Below are 20,604 nucleotides of genomic sequence, written 5' to 3'. Positions count from 1 at the left end.
AGCGGCGCCGGGTCGGCGATCGGGGCCCGGGCCGGTGCGCGCGCGGGGGCGGGCGCTGCCGGGGTGGTGGAATCGCTGGACGGTTCCTCCACGGGTGCCGAGTTCTGGCCGGATTCGTCGCCGGCCGCGCCGTTCTCCGGCGACCCCTGGGCGGGTGCGCCTGCCGGGCCCGACTCGGGCGCGGACCCCGGCCCGTTCGCCCCGGATTCGGGCCCCGCACCGTTTCCGGTCGCCTCCGATCCAGGTGCCGACCCCTCGCCGACACCGCCGGACCCGGGTCCCGACGCCGCACCCTCACCGACTCCACCGGACTCGGGTCCCGACGCCGCACCGGGCGCGGATCCCTGGCCGACTCCACCGGACTCGGGCGCCGATCCCTGCCCGGTCCCGTCGGACTCCGGCACCGATCCCTGACCCGACTCACCCGCAGCACCGGGCGCGGACTTGCTGGTAGACGGCTCACCCCGCCGCGGCGAAGTCGTATCGGACTGCCCCGGCTTCTCGGTCGTCGAGTCCGTCGCCGCACCCGGCTCGGGCTCCTGCCCGGGCGTGGGAACCGGGGTCGCCACCGGCGCGCGACCCGGAATCGGCTTGGGTGCCGATGCCAGGGCAGGCGCGGGCCCGATCGGTTTGTTCAGCAGATAACCGACCAATCCGGTCGTGATGGCCACCGCGTGTTGCAGCCGTCCCTCGCGCGATTCGAGCAGCGCCGCGTCCTCGGCATTGGCGCCGTTGCCCATCTCCACGAAAACGAGCGGTACCCGGGTCAAGGCGGGCCCGGCCACATCGGCGCGGGTCTGCAGCCCGTTGTTCGCCCCGCCATAGGTCGCGGGCGGTATCCCGGCCGCGACATAGGCGTCGCGCACCGCGCTCGACGCGGCGAGCCCGGCTCGCGATTGGGCCTGCTCGACGGCCGGATCGGGCACCGGGAGCTGCGGCAGGATGAGATGGAAGCCGCGCTGGTCGACGGGTGCGCTGTCGGCGTGGATGCTCACCGCCACCTCGGCGCCGGATTCGTTCGCGGCGCGGGCGCGTTCGTCCACGCAGCCGCCCCATCCGGCGTCGTCGGCGCGGCTGAGCACCACTTCGGCGCCGAGCGCCTGCAGCGAGGTCTTCACCAGCTGGGCCACTTCCCAGTTGATGGTGTGCTCGGGGACGCCGCCCAGCGACGTCATGCCGGTGGTCTGGCAGTCCTTGGTTCCGCCTCGGCCGTTGTCGACCTGGCGGGTGAGATCTTCCGCATGGGCCGGACCCTGATGACCCGGGTCGAGGAAGATCGTCTTCCCGGCGAGCTGATCGCCCTGCGCTGGTTCGGGGGCGGCGTGGGCGGTCACGGGCAGCAGCCCGGACAGCGACACCACGACCGCGGCGGAGACTGTGGAGCAGAGACCGGCCTTGATGATGTCTGGTTTCATGTTCGGTCGGCGCTCCGGAACGGAGCACCCCTCCCTTCCCATTGGTAACACCAAACCCAGTAGTTAACTCTTGCCACGTGTACAACGACAGGGCAAGCGCCGTTACCGAACTGCAATAGGCCGATAATCGCTGGTCAGGTGCCCAGATGGGCGGTTTTTGAAGCGCGTCAGGCAACCTCCGGCAACTGCCGCAGCGAGCGCAGCGCGTAGTGCACGCGGGTCTTCACCGTGCCGACGGGAACACCGAAATCCTCGGCCACTTCCCGGTATCCGCGATCACGCAGAATCACTTCGACCACGGCCGCGCGCTGAGGTTCGGGCAACCGGGCGAGCAGTTCGTCGACGAGCAGGCCGTCGACGAGCCCGTCGGCGAAATCCGGCCTGCCGCAGGGCACCAACTCGGCGAGGTCGTCGAAACCCACATCGATCGGGCGCACGGCCCGAGCCCGCACGATATCGACGACCACATTGCGTTCGATCGCCAGCAGCCACGTGCGCACGCTGCCCTTGCGCGCGTCGAAGTCGGCGCACGCGCGCCACGCGCGCAGCAAGGTCTCCTGTACGGCATGCTCGGCCAGCCCGCGATCGCCGAGGCTGCGCATGGCCCGCCAGTGCAGCAGGCCGCGATCGGTGGCCAGCACGTCGGCCAGCCCGTCCCTGGTACACAGTCGCGCGCAGTGCGCGTTACAGAAGTTGTCCGCCATACCGGGTTATCGCGGCCGGACCGCCCGATGACAACGCCTTAAGCGACTCTTCAGGATCCTGCTGGTGCCGTGCCGGAAAGTAGTTCCTGCGAGCCCGGCCGGGCCTGCTCCAGGAGGGGGGAGCAGGGCTGCCGGGCTCGCTCCGTTCCCGGGCCACGAAGGAATTGCATACATAGCGATTCGTGCATATGATTGCGCCGTTCGGTTCACCGGAGAGGGGAAATCGCATGGGCGCAGGACACGGGCACGACCACGGGGTGTCGGCCGACAGCGACAAACGCTGGCTGGCGGGCGCGCTGGCCCTGATCGTCACGTTCCTGATCGGCGAGGTCATCGTCGGTATCGTCGCCGATTCGCTGGCACTGCTGTCCGACGCCGCGCATATGACCACCGACGCCGCGTCCATCGCGCTGGCGCTGTGGGCTATCCGGTTGGCCGCGCGCCCGCCGAGGGGACGGATGACCTTCGGCTGGAAGCGGGTGGAGATCCTGTCCGCCCAGGCCAACGGGCTCACCCTGCTGCTGCTCGCGCTGTGGCTCGGTTACGAGGCGATCCGCAGGCTGTTCGAGCCGCCGGAAGTACACGGCGGCCTGGTGCTCGTCACCGCGCTGGTCGGTGTGGCCGTGAATGTGCTCGCCACCTGGATGATCAGTCGCGCCGATCGGACGAGCCTCAATATCGAGGGCGCCTACCAGCACATCCTCAACGACCTGTTCGCGTTCATCGCCACCGCTGTCGCGGGTGTGGTCATCATCCTGACGGGCTGGGCTCGCGCCGATATCGTCGCCACTCTGATCGTGGTCGCGCTGATGATCAAGGCAGGTGTCGGGCTGATCCGCGCGTCGAGCCGCATCTTCCTCGAGGCCGCCCCCGACTACCTCGATCCCGCGCAGATCGACACCGACATCCGCGCCCGCGACGGCGTGGTCGGCGTGCACGATCTGCACATCTGGGAGATCACCTCCGGCTCCCCTGCCCTGTCGGCGCACATCCTGGTGCAGCCGGGCCGCGATTGCCACGCGGTGCGCGAAGACGTGGCGCACATGCTCGACCACGACCACCACATCAGCCACGTCACCCTGCAGGTCGACCACGCCACCCCGGAGGTGCTCGCGATCGGCAACCGGCAGAGCAGCGCCTGCGGCGACACCCACACGGCCGAAGCACCGCACACGCACTGACCCCGGACGCGAGAATGCCCCACACCGGAAGGTGCGGGGCATTCTCGTGGCCGACGTTCCCGTCGACCCGGCCGTCACCGGCCGAAAGCGCTGACGAATCAGCCGCCGAAGGAGCCGGTCCACAGGGTGTCGACCAGACCGTGCAGAGCAGCACCCAGGGTGTCGAAAAGACCGTTCAGGGCGGCGCTACCGGTGTCGATGATAACGGGGATCATAAATACTCCTCTGTTTCTCATGCTCCAGCCGAGGCTGGCTTACGAATGGCATATCGACCACCGAACGCCGCGAGTTACGCAAATTACGGATTAGTGACAGCCGTTACAGTAACCCGGTTTTACCTATCACCACCTGCGATTATAGGTGCGACAGCGTGTTACTTAAAATTGCATGAGAACTTTCTGAGAGTTATTTATTCACCTTTTATGTTTAGGACTCGGCGCGTGCGGGAAAGGTGCGGAGAATTAGCTGATACGTAATATTTCCCTTTCTTCGGGCACCAGCGGCGAGGACTGTGTGGCCGGCGCCGACGGGGCATCGGCCACACCGATCGGCCGACCGGCGACCATGGTCAGCACGACCTGCAGGAACTCCAGGTGCTTGCGCACCGCCCGCACGGAACGGGCCACCGAGGTCACCGTCTCCGTCCCGGTCTCGGTCTGTCTGCCCGCGAAGCGGTCGGCGAGCCAGTCGAGGACGACCGGGACGACGAGGAACTCCAGCGGCAGATGGGAACCGTTGCGGATGCGCAGGTACCGCACGGTCGCACCGGCCCGCTCGTAGCGCCGGACATGCGCGTCGATGTCGGCGACCGCGATCACCTCGTCGCGCACACCCTGCACCACGAGCAGCGGGGCGGCCGGGGCCTTGCCGCCGGGCTCGATGTCGGTGAGAACGCGGCGCAGCACCGGTTCGGCGAGCAGTTCCGCGATGCCGCCGCGCAGGTGGCGGGCGACATCGCGGCGGGCGAACCGCAGCAACAGCGCGAAGGTACTGCGTTGTTCGGCCTCGCCGAGCAGGGCGCGGAACCGCGTGTCGAAGTGGTCTTCCAGCACGGGGACCAGCTCCGGGTAGGCGCGGCGCAGACCGGCGACGAAGGCGGCGGGGAATCCGGCGAACCAGCCACCGTTGAGCCGGACGAACGCCGCCGCCGGGTCACCCACGGGCGACCCGGCGGCGGCGCCGACGATATCCAGCTCGGGGGCGTACTCGGCGGCCAGCTCGGCCGCCCAGGCCGTCGCCAGCCCGCCGCCCGAATAGCCCCACAGTGCAACCTGATTCGAGGGCGACAACCCGAGCGCGCCGAAACTCAGTGCCGCACGGATGCCGTCGAGCGCCCGGTAACCGGGTTCCCTCGCGGCGCCGAACCGCCCGTCGAGCCCCTCGTGGTCGGGGACCGAGACCGCCCACCCCTGCCGCAGCGCCATCGCGATGATCGGCAGTTCCAGCGGGGCGATCGAGCCGATGGTCTGCGCGCCGCGGCGCAAGGCGTAGGACGGGAAGCACCGCGGGGCAACGGCATCGATCGCGCACTGGAACGAGACGAGCGGACGGGACTCGCGCGGGTCGGCACCCCAGGGCAACAGCACCGTCGTCACCGTCACCTCGGCATTGCCGTCGAGATCACAGGTGCGATAGAGCAATTGCCACGCGGCGATACGCTGCGGCACCATGCCGAACAGGGCCAGCTCCACCGAGCGCGACCGCACCACCGTGCCGGGCGCGAGCGTCTCTAGATCGGGCGGAGCGATATAGAAGGGATCGTCGGGCGGTAGCGGCGGAGCTCCGCGCAGGGTGGCCGCCCGATCGAGCAGACTGGTCATAGGCTGCCGCCTCCGCCGAAGAACCACGGGTTGAACGTGCAGGCCAGCTCGGGTCCGCTCGCCGGATCGAGAGCATGCAGCGCGATGGAGGCCGCGCGCGGGGAATACATCATCGTCAGGTGGTCGGAGACGTCCTGTTCGCAGCCCGCCTGCAGCGTAATGTTGTCGACGGTCGCGTCCGGTCCGGCGACCAGGAAGCCCAGGTCGAGAGGGTTCATCACTTCGTCGTAGCGGGAGCCGACCACGGTGTAGTGCACGCCTGGCACGGTGTCGCCGTCGGCGTTGAGCGTGGTGTAGAACGGCGAGCCGATGGCCTGTTCCACATTGGCGGCGCCGATGATCGGGCGGTAGAAGCCGAGGATGTCGATGCCCGCGTTGTTGATCATGCGGCCGAGCGTGGCGATACCGAGCAGTGAGGTGCCGTGGTGGGTGCCGCCGAAGCTCACAAGGGTGGCGACCTTGCCCCGTCCCCCGTCGAACTTGAGGTAGTGGTTGGCGATGGTCGCGCCCTGGGAGTGGCCGACGATATCGACCTGTTCGGCGCCGGTCGCGGCCAGCACCCGCTCGATGAACGCGGCCACCTGGCCTGAGGATTCGACCATCGGGCCCACCCCGTTGCGACCGGGCAGAATCGCGCCGAGCCCACCGGCTTCCAGCAGGGTCGACTTGCCGAAGTTCAGGGTGAACACGCAGTGCCCGGCGTCGGCCAGCCGCGGTGACAGATAGGAGAAGGTGTCGTAGGCATTGAGCCAGGTGCCGTGCAGCAGGACCACCGGTCGCGGATGGGCCGCGGTGGGTTTGCAGTCCCAGCGGTTGGCCTTGGGCGGCGCGGCGTCCGGGTTCAGCAGGCCGTAGGCGAAGGCGGGCAGGTAAGCCGACATCGAGGGGCCCTCACCGATGGTGTCGGAGGCACGACTCGACGAACCCGACCCGCTGCCCGAGGAGCTGCCGGTGTCGGCGATGGCGGTGGGGCGGCCGTCGGGAGTGGTCGGCGCGGTGGCGGTCAGGTATTCGGCCAGCGAGGCGACGGTCGGTTCGAGCGTGGGAGTCGCGGCGGCCGAATGGGTGCCGAGCGCGACGAGCGCGGCGGCGATGCCGAACGCGGACAGGGTTCGGCGAAAAGGATGCGTCGTTGCAATCAAGGTTTCACTTCCGTAGAACAGCGTCGTCGGGCAGGTGGCCCGATGCGCGTTCTGCGAATCTATGACCGGGGCCACAGGGTGTCACTGCACCGTGCGCCCAGAAAACGCGACCGTTCTTGTCTCGTGAACCAAGTTCTCGTCGTAGCCGACTGGAGCGCCCACTTTCGCCCTGTCTTGGGACACAATTCCAGGCATGCTCGCCGAACAAGCCACGTCCGCGTCACCCGATCTGACGACTCGTCTGCTGAGTCGCTGGCCCCAGATCGCCGAGCGGATGCTCGCCGAAGGACTCGCCGCCAAAGCCCCCGCCGAACTGCCCGCCGGCCACTTCACCGCCGAGGTGCTGCCGACCATCTATGCCTGCGGCCGGGCGGTGCTCGACGCGATCGCCTCGAACCGGGAGTTCACCAAGTCGGAGGTGGCCATGTTCGTGGCCCCGGTCGCCGAGCGTCATGCCGAGGACCGGTTGCCGTTGCCGCTGCTCATCGATGCCATTCACGCATCGGCGCAGTCGCTGCTCGCGGCGGCCTCCGCGGAGGCCGAGCCCAGCGAGATGTTCGAATTCATCCACGTGTTCAGCCGGCTGCTCGATCTGCTCCGCCACATCAATATGACCGTGGTCGAGACCTACACCGAGGTGGAGCAGTCGATCTACCACGCCGAACGCGAGGCCCGGCGCGAATTATGCTCGGCGCTGGTGCGCGGGCTACCGGCCGAGGAACTCGCGGCGCGCGCCGACACGATGCTGGCCGAGCAGTACACGGTGCTCGCGATCCACCTCGACGAGCAGCCGCGCACCGGCAGCGCGGCCAACCTGCTGACGCGCCGCCGCATCCGGGTGTTGCAGCGCGCCCTCGACGCGCTGACCGGAACGACCACCCCCGCCACCTTCGACGGCACCAGCGGCATCGCCCTGCTGAGCCGCTCCGAGGCCGATGTCCTCGACGCCGCGCGCTTCGACCAGCTCGCCACGCGACTGGCCGAACAATTCGGGGTTCCGGTGTTCCTCGCGGAGTTCTCGGAGGTGGCCCGCGACGACATTCCCACCGCCGCCAAAGACGCGAGCGAACTGACCGAGCTGGCTCGGCTCCGGGGTAAACCCGGCGGGTGCTACCGCCTGGACGATCTGCTGCTCGAGTATCAGCTCACCCGGCCGGGCCCGGCGCGAGAGCGGTTGGCGCAACGCGTGATTCCGCTGCTGTCGAGCCCGCATCTCGTCGAGGCGCTCGAAGCGCATCTGCAGTACGGCGCCGATCGGAAGACCGCCTCGCGGCGGATTCATGTCCACCCCAATACCTTCACCTACCGGTTGCGCCGCATTGCCGACCTGACCGGCCTCGACCCGGCCGATCCCAAGGATTCACGAATGCTCGCGGCCGCCCTCACGGTATATCGGCTGGATTCCGCATAAACGAAAAAACCCGCTATTCGACGTGTGCTTCGAATAGCGGGTATTCCGTTTCCCGACAAGGAAAGTTTATTGCGCGGCGTACCTTACAGGTAGGCGCTGCAGGTCGGCCAGGCACCGGGGCCCTGGGCCGCGAGCACGTTCTCGGCGACGCGGATCTGCTCTTCACGGCTGGCGTTGTCGGCCGTGCCGGTGCCGCCGTAGGCCTCCCAGGTGCTCTGCGAGAACTGCAGACCGCCGTAGTAGCCGTTACCGGTGTTGATACCCCAGTTACCGCTGCTCTCGCACTGCGCCACGGCGTCCCAGTTGTTCGCCGAAGCGGTGGCAGTGGTCAGACCGGCCGGAACGGCGATCATGGCACCGGCGACAGCGGCGAAACCGAGGGCACGGGTGGTGAACTTGCGATTGAAAGACATAAGCATTTCCTGCCTGCGCCCACCGACTCGGTATTCGAACTACCGCGTCCCTGCCCCACAGGTATGTCGGGGATCCTCGAGTCGCGGGGCAGGCTTTGCGGCGTTCTGCGATTCGATTCGGCTCGGGTTGTTGTTCAAGCCGTGATCGAATGTAGCTGTTTCGCAACGGAAGATCACGCACCGATCACGGACGCTTATGTAGCAAAGTTTGTCCAAACGTACGCTGTTCACCGCTGGTCGTTCGTGATAAATCCGTAATCACAGAACTGTGTTTCAGGCGGCTATTTGTGACCGGCCTCACAAAAAATTAGTGGGCCTGCTCACGTTTCTTCCGCGCAATTCGGGCAACCCTTTGTATGAGTAGTGGCCGCGGCTCCTCAGGCGAGGAGCCGCTTCTCCGATGCCACGGCCACCGCGGCGGCGCGCGTATCGACGCCGAGCTTGTCGTAGATGCGCCCGAGATGCGTTTTCACCGTCGCCTCGCTGATGTGCAGCGCGCGGGCGATCTCCCGGTTTCCGAGGCCTTCGGCCAGCTTGCCGAGGATGTCGCGTTCGCGGGCGGTGAGGGTGGGCCCGGGATTGCGCATCTTGGCCATGACCTTGGCCGCGACCGGCGCCGACAATGCGGTCTGGCCACTCGCGGCCGCGCGGATGGCGGCGAACAGTTCCTCGGGGCGTTCGGCCTTCAGCAGGTATCCGGTGGCGCCCGCTTCGATCGCGCGGGTGATGTCGGCATCGGTGTCGTAGGTGGTCAGCACGAGAACGTGCGGTGTCGGCGCCGGTTGGGCGGTGATGAGCCTGGTCGCGGCCACCCCGTCCATCTCGCCGCCGAGCTGCAGATCCATCAGCACCACATCTGGGTGCAGGCGCCCGGCCAGCGCCACCGCCGCCGGGCCGTCGGCGGCCTCCCCGATCACCTCGATCCCCGGTGCGCTCGACAGCAGGGCGTGCAGGCCCGCGCGCACCACCGCGTGATCGTCACAGATCAGCAGGCGCACGGTGGTGGTCATAACGGCCGATGCTAGCGGGCATCGCCCGGTTCGACCGGGGCCAACGGGATCGACACCGACAGCACCGTCCCCTCCCCCGGCGCCGATTCGATCGCGCAGGTACCGCCCAGCTGACGCACGCGCGCCCGGATCGCAGGCAGACCGTGACCCCGATGCTCGGCCGGATCGCCGACGTCACCGGGATCGAAGCCGCGTCCGTTGTCGGCCACATCGAGAACGATCTGGTCGTCGAGGCTGGTCAGCGTGAGTGTCGCCGTGCTCGCCCGCGCGTGTTCGCGCACATTGGCCAGCGCGCCCTGGGCGATGCGGAGCAGCGTGGCTTCCACGCGCTGCGGCAGCGGCACCGGCGCACCTTCGATATGGCATCGCACTGTCAGCGTGTCGGTGGATTCGCGGGCGGCGAGCGTGGTCAGCGCGGCGGCCAGCGACCCGCCCGCGGCGAGATCGGCGGGGGCGAGATCGTGGACGAAGCGGCGCGCTTCGGTGAGGTCACGTTCGGCGACCTCGGCGGCCGAGCGCAGGTGCGTGCGGGCCAGCCCCGGATCGGTATCCCAGACCAGGTCGGCGGCCTGCAACAGCATGCGCTGGCTGGACAGACCCTGGGCGAGGGTGTCGTGGATTTCCATCGCGAGCCGTTCGCGTTCGGCCAGGGTGCCTTCGCGTCGTTCGGTGTCGGCCAGTTCCTGACGGGTTCGCACGAGGTCGTCGATGAGCGCCGCCTGCCGGGTCGCCTGCCTGCGCATACCGACGAACAACGCGGTGGTCACGGCCGCCACCGCGGGCGGCGCGAGCATCAGGTTCGGATCGAGCCAGCCCGCGATGCGCACCTGACTGGCCACCACCAGCGCGGTCAGCACGACGACCAGCGTCACCGCGGTGCGTTCGGAGAGGATGCGCAGGCCCGTGTACACCAACGGCACCGCGCACCAGGCGAAACTCGGTGCGAGCACCACCAGCACCGACCAGGTGAGCACCAGCGCCGCGAACCACACGAGCCGGCGCGACTCCCGCAGCTCGCTGAGCCCGTAGAGCACCGCCAGCGCCACCGCGAGGACGACGATGAGCGGTGTCGAACGGGTCTCGCTGTGCCGGATCAGCCAGCGCAACAGCGACGCGGCGAGCAGCACGTAGAACGCGCTGTGCACGATGATCGCGAGCAGACGGGTGTCCTCGCGCTGGTCACCGAGGTCCATGCGGCCACCTCCTCTCCTCGGCATTCTCTCCCGGCGCCGGGGCCCGGCGGGTCATCCGATCGGTTGACCACGGTGTCGTCCGATCCGGCCGCGCACTCCAGCCACACCGTCGATTCGCGGAAGCCGCCGGGCGAACAGGATGGATATCACCAGGCCGCGCCGCAGATCCGACGGCCGAGAAATGCTCAGGAGCAGCAATGACCAGCAAGTTCAGCACCCGTAACCGCCTCATCGTCGCCGGTGCCACCGCCGCTGTGGTCGGCGCGGGCGTCGTCGGTGTCGTCACCGTGCAGGCCGCCGATCCCGACCCGGCCACCCGCACCCCCGTCGTCGCCGAGGCCGCCGACAACAATCTGGCCACCAGCACGCACCTGTCGGTCGCCGCCGCGACCAAGGCCGCCCAGACCGCGCTCGACGCGGCCGCCAAGGAGAACCAGCGGGTGAGCGTGGCCGTGGTCGACCGCAACGGCAATGTGATCGTCACCCTGCGTGGCGACGGCGCGGGCCCGCAGTCCTACGACGCCGCCCAGCAGAAGGCGTTCACCTCCGTCTCGTGGAACGCGCCGACCAGCGAGCTCACCAAGCGGCTCGAGTCCGCACCCCACCTGGCCGACATCGACGGCACCCTCTTCCTCGGCGGCGGCGCCCCGGTGAAGTCGAAGGGCGCGCCCATCGCGGGCATCGGCGTGGCAGGCGCGCCGAGCGGCGATCTGGACGAGAAGTTCGCGCAAGCAGGCGTGGCCGCGCTCGGTAACTGATCGAAGGCTGCGCCCGGCGGGCGGACGGAGAATGATGGACCTCGAAGGAGGCATCATGTCCGCTCGCCGGGTTCTGTTCAGTGTCCTCACCATCGGCTTGGTCGCGGCGGTGGCGGTGGGGCTGTATCTGTTCCAGCCGTGGCGGTTGTTCACCACGGTCACGGTCGACGAGGCCCCGGTGGTCGCCGCCGACGGCGCCCCGCCGCCGCTGCTCGCCCAGGGCACGTTTCTCTCCCACGAACACGACACCTCTGGCACCGTGGTGTTGCAGCGCGCCGCCGACGGCACCGTGGTCGTGCGGATCACCGACCTGCGCACCTCCGACGGCCCCGCCCTGCGGGTATGGCTCACCGATCAGCCGGTGATCCCCGACGACTGGCACAACTTCGACGACGGCACCCATATCGATCTCGGTGCGCTGAAGGGCAACGAGGGCAATCAGAACTACGAGGTGCCCGCCGGAACCGATCTGTCCTCGGTGCGTTCGGTCAGCATCTGGTGCGAGCGGTTCCACGTCTCCTTCGGCGCGGCGACGCTCACTCCGGTCTGATTCTCATTCCGCGCGACGGGCGCGGGCGCGTCGTTTGCCCTCGTGCATCGCTTGTACCCGCGCGACGGGGATGGTGTGCCCTTCGGCGATCAGGTCCTCCGGAAGTTGTTGCGGTTCAGGCATTTCCGATGACCAAGGATCGGAGTCGCCGATCAGGCCGGGCACGGTCCGCAGGGTGAAGTCCGCTGGCGTCACATCGTCGAGGTCCGACCAGTGCAGTGGAAACGACACGGTGACGCCCGGACGGATGCGCGGGCTGTAGGCCGCCGCGACGGTGGCGCCGCCCGCACGCGTGGCATCGAGGAACACCTTCCCGTGGCGGTCCTCACGGATGAAAGCCGTTGTCCCGACGGCAGGATCGATGCGTTCGGCCCGCGCGGCCACCGCCCGGGTCGCCGCGGCCGCGTCTTCCACGTCGATGCCGTCGACGACCGGCACGAAGACATGCAACCCCTTGGACCCGCTCGTCTTCACCGCCCCCGCCAGCCCGTCGGCCGCCAGCGCCTCCCGGATCAGCCGGGCGCCTGCCACCGCGTCGGCGAACGTCTGCCCCGGGGACGGATCGAGATCCAGCACGAGATGCGTTGGCGCGGGCGTTGATTCGGCCAGGAACAAGGTCGGGTGATACTCGACCGCACGCTGATTCCCGAACCACAGCAGCGTCCGCAGGTCGTCACACAGCGCATAGGTGATCTCCCGCCGCGAACTCTCCGCCCACACCGTTGTGCGCCCCACCCATTCCGGCGTGTATTTGGGCAGATTCTTCTGCATGAACGGCTCCTGCCCCGGCCGCACCCGCACCACCGACAAGGGCCGCCCCCGCAGCACCTTCACCAGCCGCTCCCCCACCACCTCCAGGTACCCGACCAGATCCCGCTTGGTCGCCTCGGCACCGTCGAACAGCGGCTGATCGAGATTCGACATCTCGACCCCGCCCCACACCTCTTTACCGGCCATCGCTCCACCCTCCACCCCACCACCGACCAGGTCAACCACCGCGCTCGTCGAAAAAGACGTTGCCGCCGACGTATCGGCACCGGCACGCTCACTCGTGTGCGCGCCGAGAATTCCGGATACGACATCTACGCATCAGGCCTCGGCCCACCGCGAGCCTTTCTCGATCTCGATTGGCCGCTGGACCCCGCGGTGTCGCCGGTCGACCGAGAGCGGATGGCAGCCCACCATGCGGTGGCGGCCATCATCGAGCTGTCCCGCGGTTTGTTCATTCCGCTGCGGGTCGAGGCATCCCGATGTGTGACGAACAATGTCGACGGCGTGTGGATGGTCGCCGACCGGTCGGAGCCCGACGACCACGTGCGCGTGAACGCGGCGGGCAGCGTCCTGGTGCCCACATCGTCCGCTCCGGTCGGCGTCGATGGACATGCCATGACGACAATGCTCGACGACCTGCTGACGACGTCCGGCGAAGCGTCCGAGCTGCGATGGCTTGGATGGAGCGAGATCCGCGTCGACGACACACTGGCCGCGCTGCCCACCGCCCTGGTGCCGACCGGTGACGAATTCATCCTCGACGACCTCGACAACAGGGTTCGCGGCCTCGGAATCCCTGCGCGACGACGATCCGACGGAGTGTGGGTCGGCAGGTACGACCTCGGGTTCTGGACCCCGATCTCGGTCACCGTGTTGCGGGAGGCCCACGTCTCCGGCATCTCCGACGCCGACGGGCACCACACCCTCCTGATGCTGTCGATCGACGTCCACTGGTCAGTCTGGTGGCGAGACGGTTCCCCCGGCCGCGCCATGCTCGATGCCGCCCTCCACCGCCTCCATGACCTCGGCTGGCACCACAACTACTGACAGAGCCGTCAGTGCTTCGATTTCGAGTCCCTGTGCTTTATGAATAAGGGGCACACACAGCTCAATCGGAACGGAACGACCTCGCCATGCCTGACCCAAGCCCCGAAGTCGGCCAAGCGCCGGTGGTCCGCTCGACTCTTCTCGACCAGGTGCTGCCATCACTGCAAGCCCTGCACCGCGTCGAGATCAGGCGCATCACCCTCGCCCCCGACTTCGCCGGTGGCCTCCACCTGCACAACGGACCGGTCTTCGGCAGCATCGAATCCGGCTCCGCCATATACCGAATCGACGGGGAAGATCCCACGATCCTGCGCCCCGGCGACGTGTTCTACGAGCCCGCGCACGTGCGCATCGCCCGCTTCGACGCCCGCCACGACGGCGTCACCTTCCTCGGCTATTTCCTGCTCGAGGCCGACCAGGAAGCCGAGCTCGAGTTCCCGGGCTGACCGCGAACGCAACGAAAGGCCCCCGGCGGTGAGCGGGCCTTCTGCCGCCCGTTTTGGTCGATCGCCCGGTCGTCGGCTAAGGTATGTTCCGCGCGGTTCACCCTGGTGAATTGCTGTTCTGGCCCCGTCGTCTAGCGGCCTAGGACGCCGCCCTCTCAAGGCGGTAGCGCGGGTTCGAATCCCGTCGGGGCTACAGATGAGCTCCCCGGTCCACCGACCGGGGAGCTTTTTCGTGTCTGCCATTCGTACACTGTAGGAATGAAGCGCACCCTCTACACCGAGGACCATGAGGCCTTCCGTGCCTCGGTAGCCGAATTCGTCAAGCGGTCGATCGAACCCAAGGCCGAGAAGTTCATCGAACAGCGCGCGATCGATCGCGAAACCTGGTTGGCCGCAGGCGAACTGGGCTACCTCGGGCTCGGCGTTCCGGAGGAATTCGGCGGCAGCGACGCCGGTGACTACCGGTTCAACGCGGTGCTCGGCGAGGAACTGGCCAAGGCCGGTGCGGCGATCTCGTCGTCGTTCGGCATCCACTTCGACGTGTGCGCCCCCTACCTGGTCGAACTGACCACCGACGAGCAGAAGCGGCGCTGGCTGCCGAAGTTCTGCACGGGCGAGCTGATCACGGCCATCGGCATGACCGAACCGTCGGGCGGTTCCGACCTGGCCGCGCTGAAGACCACCGCCGTGCGCGACGGCGACGACTGGATCATCAACGGCTCGAAAACCTTCATCACCAACGGCTTCAACGCCGACCTGGTGATCGTGGCCGCCCGGACCAGCCCGGAGAAGAAGGCCAAGGGCATCACCCTGTTCGTCGTGGAGAACGGCATGGACGGCTTCACCCGTGGCCGCAAACTCGACAAGGTCGGCCAGCCCGAATCCGACACCGCCGAGCTGTTCTTCGACAACGTGCGCGTACCCGACGCCAACCGCCTGGGTGAACTCGACCGCGGCTTCATCACCATGATGCAGATGCTGCCCCAGGAACGCATCGGCGCCGCCGCCTCCAATATCGCCCACGCGGCCGCGATCCTGGACGAGACCCTCGAATATGCCAAGGAGCGCAAGGCTTTCGGGCAGCAGATCGGCAGCTTCCAGTACAACAAATTCCTGTTCGCCGAGCTGGTCACCAAGGTGGAGGTCACGCAGGCCTTCATCGACCAGTGCCTCGCCGCGCACACCACCGGCGAGCTGTCGGCCGTCGACGCCGCCAAGGCCAAATGGTGGTCGGCGCAGGTGCAGAACGACGTGCTCGACGCCTGCGTACAGCTGCACGGCGGCTACGGCTACATGCGCGAATACCGGGTGGCGCGGGCCTGGATGGACGCCAGGGTCACCAAGATCTGGGCGGGTTCGAACGAGATCATGAAGGAACTGATCGGCCGCGATCTGGGTCTGTGAAGCAGTGCGTCGCGCCCGGTGAAGCGATCCACCGGGCGCGACGCGACGCCGGTCAGTTCAGGGTGATCGGCAAGGCGGCCAGATCGTTCTGGGTCAGCACCGGCAGGTTGCCGAGTTCGCTGTCGGGCACGGCCAGGCGCAGATTCGGGAAGCGGGCGAACAGCGCGGGCAGCGCGATCGCCGCCTCGAGCCGCGACAGTGCCGCACCGGGGCAGATGTGCGGGCCGTAGCCGAAGGCGAGGTGGCGGTTGGCCGTCGAGCGGGTCACGTCGAACTCGTCGGCGGTCTCACCGTGCACGGCGAAGTCGCGGCCGACGGCACGGTAGGACATCACCACACCCTCGCCCTTCTCGATGACGGTCTCGCCCACGGTGATGTCCTCGGTGGCGAAGCGCATCAGCAGGTGCGAGACCGGCCCGTCCCAGCGCAGCGACTCCTCGATGACCTGCTTCCAGTCCACCTCTCCGGCAAGGACTTTCGCCAGCTGCTCGGGTTCATTGAGCAGCGCGCGCACGGTGTTGACGATCAGGCTCACGGTGGTCTCGTGCCCGGCGGCGACGAGGGCCTTGATATTGCCGATCGCCTCCTCCTCGGTGAGCGCCTCGCCGCCCTCGTCCGCCACCACGAACGCCGAGGTGAGATCGTCGCCCGGATCGGCGATCTTCTTGCGCACCTGGTCGGTGAAGTACACGTCGAGCTCGCCGATCACGCGCAGGCGCTCGTCCTGCGGGGTCATCACCGAGAAGAACTTCTTGTACCAGTCGAGCAGCTGGGCGTGGTCCTCGCGCGCGACGCCCATCAGGTCGCCGACCACGCGCATGGGCAGCGGGTAGGCGAACACCTGCTTGAGATCCACCGGGGTGCCGTCGGCACCGGCCGCGGCGAGGTCGTCGAGGAGTTCGGCGGTGAGCGCCTCGATCCGCGGGCGCAGCTGCTCGAGCCGGCGCGGGGCCAGCGCCTGCGCGGTCTTGAGGCGAAGCCTGCGGTGTTCGGCGCCGTCGACGCTGAACATCGAGCGGTCGACGTCGACCATCCCGATCAGCGGCCACTGGTTGCCCACCACGCCGTCGGCGAACAGTTTCCAGGCGTTGATGTCCTTGACCAGGCGGGTGTCGGTGGTCAGCTGACGGGCCAGAGCGTGGTCGGTGACGGTCCACACGGTCACACCCATCAGGTCGATCCGCGTGATCGGCCCCGCGTCACGTAGTCGGGCGGTCTCCCCCGCGAGATCACCGACCATGGGGTCGATGGCGATAGGGCATTGCGAACTCACGAGAAACCTCCGACGGGTCGAACAGGGGTGAAACGAACGGGCAGTGCTTGCATGCCCCGAAGGAAAGCCGAAGGTCGCCGGGTGAGCTGGTCGGCCGGAACCGCCAGGTCGACATCGGGGAGCCGGTCGAGCAGCACCTCGATCCCGGTGCGCGCGATGATCTCGGCGATCTGCTGCGCCGGGTACGGGCAGCGATATTCGCCGTAGCTGAACGCGAAGTGCGCGTTGTTGCCGGTGGGCACGGTGTCGCCGTCGGAGAACGACTGGCGCACATGCGGGTCGAGGTTCGCAGCGGCCAATCCGAGCAGCAGCATGTCCCCGGCGCGGATGGTGCGGTCGCCCAGGCGCGTATCGCGGGCGGCCCAGCGACCGGCCAGGATGGAGGTCGGCCCCTCTTCCCAGAGCACCTCGTTCATGGCTTGGCCGACGCTGCGCCTGCCGCCACCGAGCGCGGCGGCGAACCGTTCGTCGGTGAGCATCAGCCGCATCGAACTGCCGAGCCAGTCGGCGGTGGTGAGGTGACCCGCGGCGGCGATGGCCATCAGGTCGTTCATGTACTCCTCGTCGGTGAACGGCTCGGGATCGGCCAGCATCAACGAAGTGAGGTCGCCGCCGGGGCGGGCCTTCTTGGCGGCGACGAGGCGGGCCATGTGCTCGGCGAAACGTATATGCCCGGCCTGGGCGTCGGCGCCGCCGTCGGCGAGGGTCTTCATGGTCAGCGCCAGGTCGGCGGCATCGGCGTCGGGCAGGCCGAGGATGCGCCCGAGCGCGAGCACGGGCAGCGGTTCGGCGAATTCGGCGACCAGGTCGGCGGCGCCGCGCCCACAGAACCGGTCGACCAACTGGTCGGCGAGTTCCTCACAGGCACGGCGCAATTCGAAGTGGTCCACCGCGTCGAGAGCGGGTTCGACCATGGCCAGGTGGCGACGGTGTTCGGCACCGGCGGTGAAGTAGATCGACGGCATGGGCCGCCCGACCATCGGCAGCAGCGGCCAGTCCTCGGGTACCCGCCCCCACTGGTTCCACAGCGACACATCGCGCGGGAACAGCACCGGATCGCTGGTCACCTGGTGCAGTTCGCGGTACCCGATCACGAGCCAGGCGGGGAAACCGCCGGGCAGTTCGACGGCGACGACCGGGCCGTGTTCGCGGCGCATCCGCCGGTACACCTCGTGCGGTTCGATATGGAACTCGGGACCGCTCAGCGGGACGGCGCCGGTGACCGGGCAGGCGCCTGCCGGTGTGCTCATGAGACGGTCTCCCCCTGTGGGACAACAGAATACAGGTGCTCGATCAGGGCGATGAGCACCTGTTTGCTCGATTCACGCGAGCGGGCGTCACACATCAGCAGCGGGACCGCCGGGTCCAGATCGAGCGCGTCGCGCACGGCCTCGGGGGCATGTGATTCACCGAAGTCGTTGCAGGCGACCACGAATGGTGTGCCCTGGTGTTCGAGGCGGTCGATGGCGTACCAGGAGTCGGCGATGCGGCGCTGATCGACCAGCACGATCGCACCGAGCGCACCGGCGAACAACCGGTCCCAGAGGAACCAGAACCGTTGCTGCCCAGGCGCACCGAACAGATACAGGACGTGCTCGTCGTCGATGCTGATGCGGCCGAAGTCGAAGGCGACGGTGGTGGTCGACTTGCCCGGCACGCCGCTCGCGTCGTCGACGCCGACACCCACATCGGTCATCGTCGCCTCGGTGTCGAGGGGGCGGATCTCGCTCACCGACCGGACCAATGTCGTTTTGCCGACACCGAATCCGCCGATGATGACGATTTTCAACCCGTGCCGCGCCGTGCTGTGCAGCGGCGCCCGTGACCGCTCGGGTACGTCTTCAGAGCCTGCGAAGTCCAACGAGCACCTTCTCGAGGGTGGAAAGATCCAGATTCATCGCCGCCGACAGCGGTGGCCTGATGGTGATCTTGCCCGCGGCGAGCAGATCCGACAGCACAACCGTCGCCACGCCCACCGGCAGCCGCAGTTCGGCCGCGATCTCCACCACGGCGGTCGGCGCCCGGCACAGCTCGAGGATCGCGACCTGCTCAGAAGTCATGCCCGCGTTCGGCGCCGACTCGCTGACCACGAGGGTGACCAGGTCGAAGTCGTCGTCGGCGGGCATCCGGCCGCCGGTGAGGGTGTAGAACCGGTCGGGATCGTCGTCGCGGCCGAGCATTACGGCGTCCCCCGGCGCGGCTGGGCGGCGAGGTGTTCGCCGAGCTGCTCGACCAGTTCGTGCATGGTGTGCCCGACCAGGCCCGCGTCGGCGTCCTCGGCGGCGATCACCGCTAAGTGCGCGCCGAGTCCGGCCTCGACCACGAACAGGATGCCGCCGTAGAACTCGGTCATCGACTGGCGGACTCCGCCTCGCCCGTCACCGAATTCGACGGAGGCCCCGTGCGCGAGGCTCTGGAAACCGGCGGCGATCGCGGCGAGCTGGTCGGCGCGGTCGGTGTCGAGTTCCGGGGTGTGGCAGATCTTGAGGCCGTCACCCGAGAGCAGCAGGGCGTGGCGGGTGCGTGGGGTGCGGGCGAGCAGTTTCTCGAGCAACCAGCCGAGATTGGTCGCGGCGGTGGTGGTCATCGGTCCTCCTGGGGGTCTGGTGCAGAGGCGGCGCTGCCTGTGCGCGGCTCGGTGCGGGCAGAACGTTGGAAGGCGCCGAGTGCCGAGGGTTTCGCCGGCGTCGCCTGGGTGGGCACGGGCGGGGTGAGACCTTCGGGATGGACCTGCGCGAGCGTGCTGCCGCGACGGCGCTTGGGCAGCGCCGGAGTGGTCGCCGCGGGCAAGTGGGCGGCCTCACCGGCGGGCGGTGACACCTGGCGGGCGATGGCGTCGGCCCAGCCGAGGTCGCCGTTCTCGGTGTGCGGCGCCGGGCGCGGGGTCGGTGCGTCGAACTGGCCGAGGTTGGTGAGCTGGATGCCGCCGGTGTCGGCACGCTGGGTGGCGGGCGCGGCGTGACGGCCCGTGTCGCGGCCCCGGCGTTCGGCGCGGGCGGTGAGTTCGCGCGGGACGACGACGACCACCGCCGTGCCACCGATGGCCGAGGGCCGGTACGACACGGTGAGATCGTGTTTGCGCGCGAGGTTGCCGACCACGGCGAGCCCGAGCCGGGTGCCCGAGAGGGAGGCCAGGTCGGCGCCCTTGCCCTTGTGGTCGCGTCCGCTCACGGCGGCCTCGGCGCGGCGCAGGGCCGATTCGCTCATCACCAGACCGCTGTCCTCGATGGTGATGACAACGCCCGCGGGCACTTCCGCCGCGTAGACATGCACCTCGGTGGTGGGCGGGGAGAAGTTGCAGGCGTTGTCGAGCAGTTCGGCCAGCGCGTGCATCACGCCTTCGGCGGCGTGCCCGGCGATACCGACCTCGGCCACCGCGCGCAGTCGCACACGCTGGTATCCGGCGACCCGACCCATCGCGCCACGCAGGATCGATTCCATCGCAATGGGTTTGGCCCAGCGCCGGCCGGTGCGGGCGCCGCTGAGCACCGCGATGCTGTCGGCGAGGCGGCCGGTCTGGGCGGTGCGGTGGTCGATGTGGAGCAGGTCGGTGAGCACGCGGGGGTCGGCGTGACGGTGTTCCATCTCGCGCAGTTCGGCGAGCATGCTGGTGGTCATGGCCTGGATACGGCTGGCGGCACCGGCGAACGCCGCGAGCGCGGCGGCACCGCGACGCGAGTTCTCCTGCGCTTCCCAGGCGTAGGAGGAGCTGTGTTCCTCGGCCTTCGCGATGCGCTGCGTCGCCTCGGCGACGGTGGCCGCCAACTGCTGTTCGGCGCGCTGAGCGGCGGCGGCGGAGAGGTCGGCTTTCGCGGTTTGGCGCAGCGCGACGAAAACCGCCGGACAGGCGATCAGCGCCGTGACCAACGCACCGACCAGCACGGGAATGCCGATGAGAGGGGGCGCGAAAACCACGGTGAGCGCGGCGATCACCACGATGACCACTGCGGCGCTCAGCACCACATACCCCGCCGGTCCCGCTGTCGTGCGGTCCCCCGTCGCGTGCGTCACCGGCCCGACTTCCGCAGTAACCACAGGCCCCCAACCACCAATCCTCGAGCCAAAC

The 20,604-nt window shown here is 68.5% G+C and carries 20 protein-coding genes, 1 tRNA gene and 1 pseudogene; 8 read left to right on the top strand and 14 right to left on the bottom strand.

All coding sequences use genetic code 11. The annotated features are described in order from the left end of the window. A partial coding sequence (locus NI2_RS35740; RefSeq protein WP_067491870.1) for an N-acetylmuramoyl-L-alanine amidase occupies nt 1-1,415 on the bottom strand: 1,415 nt, incomplete at its 3' end. 167 nt (nt 1,416-1,582) lie between these two features. After that, the gene (locus tag NI2_RS16700) at nt 1,583-2,119 is read right to left on the bottom strand and encodes a sigma-70 family RNA polymerase sigma factor (protein ID WP_067491868.1); all 537 of its coding nucleotides are present in this window, start codon (nt 2,117-2,119) and stop codon (nt 1,583-1,585) included. Nucleotides 2,120-2,346: 227 nt separating this feature from the next. Here NI2_RS16700 and NI2_RS16695 point away from each other — a divergent pair, with 227 nt between their 5' ends. Then, nucleotides 2,347-3,300, top strand: coding sequence for a cation diffusion facilitator family transporter (locus tag NI2_RS16695; RefSeq protein WP_067491866.1), 954 nt, complete (start codon nt 2,347-2,349; stop codon nt 3,298-3,300). 461 nt (nt 3,301-3,761) lie between these two features. Here the strand turns inward: NI2_RS16695 and NI2_RS16690 are convergent, their stop codons facing one another. After that, nucleotides 3,762-5,120 carry a lipase family protein gene (locus tag NI2_RS16690; RefSeq protein WP_067491864.1) on the bottom strand — a complete coding sequence of 453 codons (1,359 nt, stop codon included), beginning with the start codon at nt 5,118-5,120 and terminating at the stop codon, nt 3,762-3,764. Beyond that, complete coding sequence (locus NI2_RS16685; RefSeq protein WP_067491896.1) at nt 5,117-6,262, bottom strand: esterase/lipase family protein; 1,146 nt, start codon at nt 6,260-6,262, stop codon at nt 5,117-5,119. The genes NI2_RS16690 and NI2_RS16685 overlap by 4 nt, the downstream gene beginning before the upstream one ends. 193 nt (nt 6,263-6,455) lie before the next feature. Here NI2_RS16685 and NI2_RS16680 point away from each other — a divergent pair, with 193 nt between their 5' ends. After that, nucleotides 6,456-7,673 carry a PucR family transcriptional regulator gene (locus tag NI2_RS16680; RefSeq protein ID WP_067491862.1) on the top strand — a complete coding sequence of 406 codons (1,218 nt, stop codon included), beginning with the start codon at nt 6,456-6,458 and terminating at the stop codon, nt 7,671-7,673. 86 nt (nt 7,674-7,759) lie between these two features. On the opposite strand, the pseudogene NI2_RS16675 reads toward NI2_RS16680, so the two are convergent. The 3 genes and pseudogenes from NI2_RS16675 to NI2_RS16665 all read right to left on the bottom strand — a co-directional run. Beyond that, nucleotides 7,760-8,086: pseudogene (locus tag NI2_RS16675) on the bottom strand (transglycosylase family protein); the annotation flags it as partial. A 377-nt stretch (nt 8,087-8,463) separates the two neighbouring features. Beyond that, nucleotides 8,464-9,096, bottom strand: coding sequence for a response regulator (locus NI2_RS16670; RefSeq protein WP_067491858.1), 633 nt, complete (start codon nt 9,094-9,096; stop codon nt 8,464-8,466). An 11-nt stretch (nt 9,097-9,107) separates the two neighbouring features. Further along, nucleotides 9,108-10,289 carry a sensor histidine kinase gene (locus NI2_RS16665; protein WP_133733808.1) on the bottom strand — a complete coding sequence of 394 codons (1,182 nt, stop codon included), beginning with the start codon at nt 10,287-10,289 and terminating at the stop codon, nt 9,108-9,110. A 197-nt stretch (nt 10,290-10,486) separates the two neighbouring features. Here NI2_RS16665 and NI2_RS16660 point away from each other — a divergent pair, with 197 nt between their 5' ends. Further along, entirely contained in the window at nt 10,487-11,047 is a 561-nt protein-coding gene (locus tag NI2_RS16660) for a GlcG/HbpS family heme-binding protein (protein ID WP_067491854.1), read from the top strand. 55 nt (nt 11,048-11,102) lie between these two features. After that, nucleotides 11,103-11,597, top strand: a complete 495-nt coding sequence (locus NI2_RS16655) for a DM13 domain-containing protein (RefSeq protein ID WP_067491892.1) — start codon at nt 11,103-11,105, stop codon at nt 11,595-11,597. Between the two features lie 3 nt (nt 11,598-11,600). Here the strand turns inward: NI2_RS16655 and NI2_RS16650 are convergent, their stop codons facing one another. After that, entirely contained in the window at nt 11,601-12,554 is a 954-nt protein-coding gene (locus tag NI2_RS16650) for a DNA polymerase domain-containing protein (RefSeq protein ID WP_067491852.1), read from the bottom strand. 96 nt (nt 12,555-12,650) lie between these two features. On the opposite strand from NI2_RS16650, the gene NI2_RS16645 reads away from it, so the two are divergent. The 4 genes from NI2_RS16645 (at nt 12,651) to NI2_RS16630 (ending at nt 15,265) form a co-directional block, all read left to right on the top strand. After that, nucleotides 12,651-13,415 carry a hypothetical protein gene (locus NI2_RS16645; RefSeq protein WP_067491849.1) on the top strand — a complete coding sequence of 255 codons (765 nt, stop codon included), beginning with the start codon at nt 12,651-12,653 and terminating at the stop codon, nt 13,413-13,415. 86 nt (nt 13,416-13,501) lie between these two features. Beyond that, nucleotides 13,502-13,861 carry a cupin domain-containing protein gene (locus tag NI2_RS16640; RefSeq protein ID WP_133733809.1) on the top strand — a complete coding sequence of 120 codons (360 nt, stop codon included), beginning with the start codon at nt 13,502-13,504 and terminating at the stop codon, nt 13,859-13,861. A 120-nt stretch (nt 13,862-13,981) separates the two neighbouring features. Next, nucleotides 13,982-14,054 (top strand) — tRNA-Glu (locus NI2_RS16635). Nucleotides 14,055-14,119: 65 nt separating this feature from the next. Further along, a complete protein-coding gene (locus tag NI2_RS16630; protein WP_067491845.1) occupies nt 14,120-15,265 on the top strand; it encodes an acyl-CoA dehydrogenase family protein in 1,146 nt (381 codons plus the stop codon). Between the two features lie 52 nt (nt 15,266-15,317). Here the strand turns inward: NI2_RS16630 and NI2_RS16625 are convergent, their stop codons facing one another. The 6 genes from NI2_RS16625 to NI2_RS16600 are packed head-to-tail and all read right to left on the bottom strand — an operon-like array spanning nt 15,318 to nt 20,549. After that, nucleotides 15,318-16,538 (bottom strand): cytochrome P450 family protein, encoded by a 1,221-nt coding sequence (locus tag NI2_RS16625; protein ID WP_067491843.1) that lies wholly within the window; start codon nt 16,536-16,538, stop codon nt 15,318-15,320. Beyond that, nucleotides 16,535-17,788, bottom strand: coding sequence for a cytochrome P450 (locus tag NI2_RS16620; RefSeq protein ID WP_067491841.1), 1,254 nt, complete (start codon nt 17,786-17,788; stop codon nt 16,535-16,537). The genes NI2_RS16625 and NI2_RS16620 overlap by 4 nt, the downstream gene beginning before the upstream one ends. Next, nucleotides 17,785-18,351, bottom strand: a complete 567-nt coding sequence (locus tag NI2_RS16615) for a GTP-binding protein (protein WP_067491890.1) — start codon at nt 18,349-18,351, stop codon at nt 17,785-17,787. Before NI2_RS16615 ends, NI2_RS16620 begins: the two co-directional genes overlap by 4 nt. 28 nt (nt 18,352-18,379) lie before the next feature. Continuing rightward, nucleotides 18,380-18,718 (bottom strand): DUF742 domain-containing protein, encoded by a 339-nt coding sequence (locus NI2_RS16610; protein WP_067491839.1) that lies wholly within the window; start codon nt 18,716-18,718, stop codon nt 18,380-18,382. Then, a complete protein-coding gene (locus NI2_RS16605; RefSeq protein WP_067491837.1) occupies nt 18,718-19,125 on the bottom strand; it encodes a roadblock/LC7 domain-containing protein in 408 nt (135 codons plus the stop codon). The genes NI2_RS16610 and NI2_RS16605 overlap by 1 nt, the downstream gene beginning before the upstream one ends. After that, entirely contained in the window at nt 19,122-20,549 is a 1,428-nt protein-coding gene (locus tag NI2_RS16600) for a sensor histidine kinase (protein WP_243749722.1), read from the bottom strand. The genes NI2_RS16605 and NI2_RS16600 overlap by 4 nt, the downstream gene beginning before the upstream one ends. Between the last annotated feature and the right edge of the window lie 55 nt (nt 20,550-20,604).

The sequence above is a fragment of the Nocardia ignorata NBRC 108230 genome (assembly GCF_001612905.1).
Taxonomy (GTDB): Bacteria; Actinomycetota; Actinomycetes; order Mycobacteriales; family Mycobacteriaceae; genus Nocardia; species Nocardia ignorata.
The sequence above is the reverse complement of the archived record's forward strand: the minus strand, read 5'-3'. Positions and strand labels throughout refer to the sequence as shown.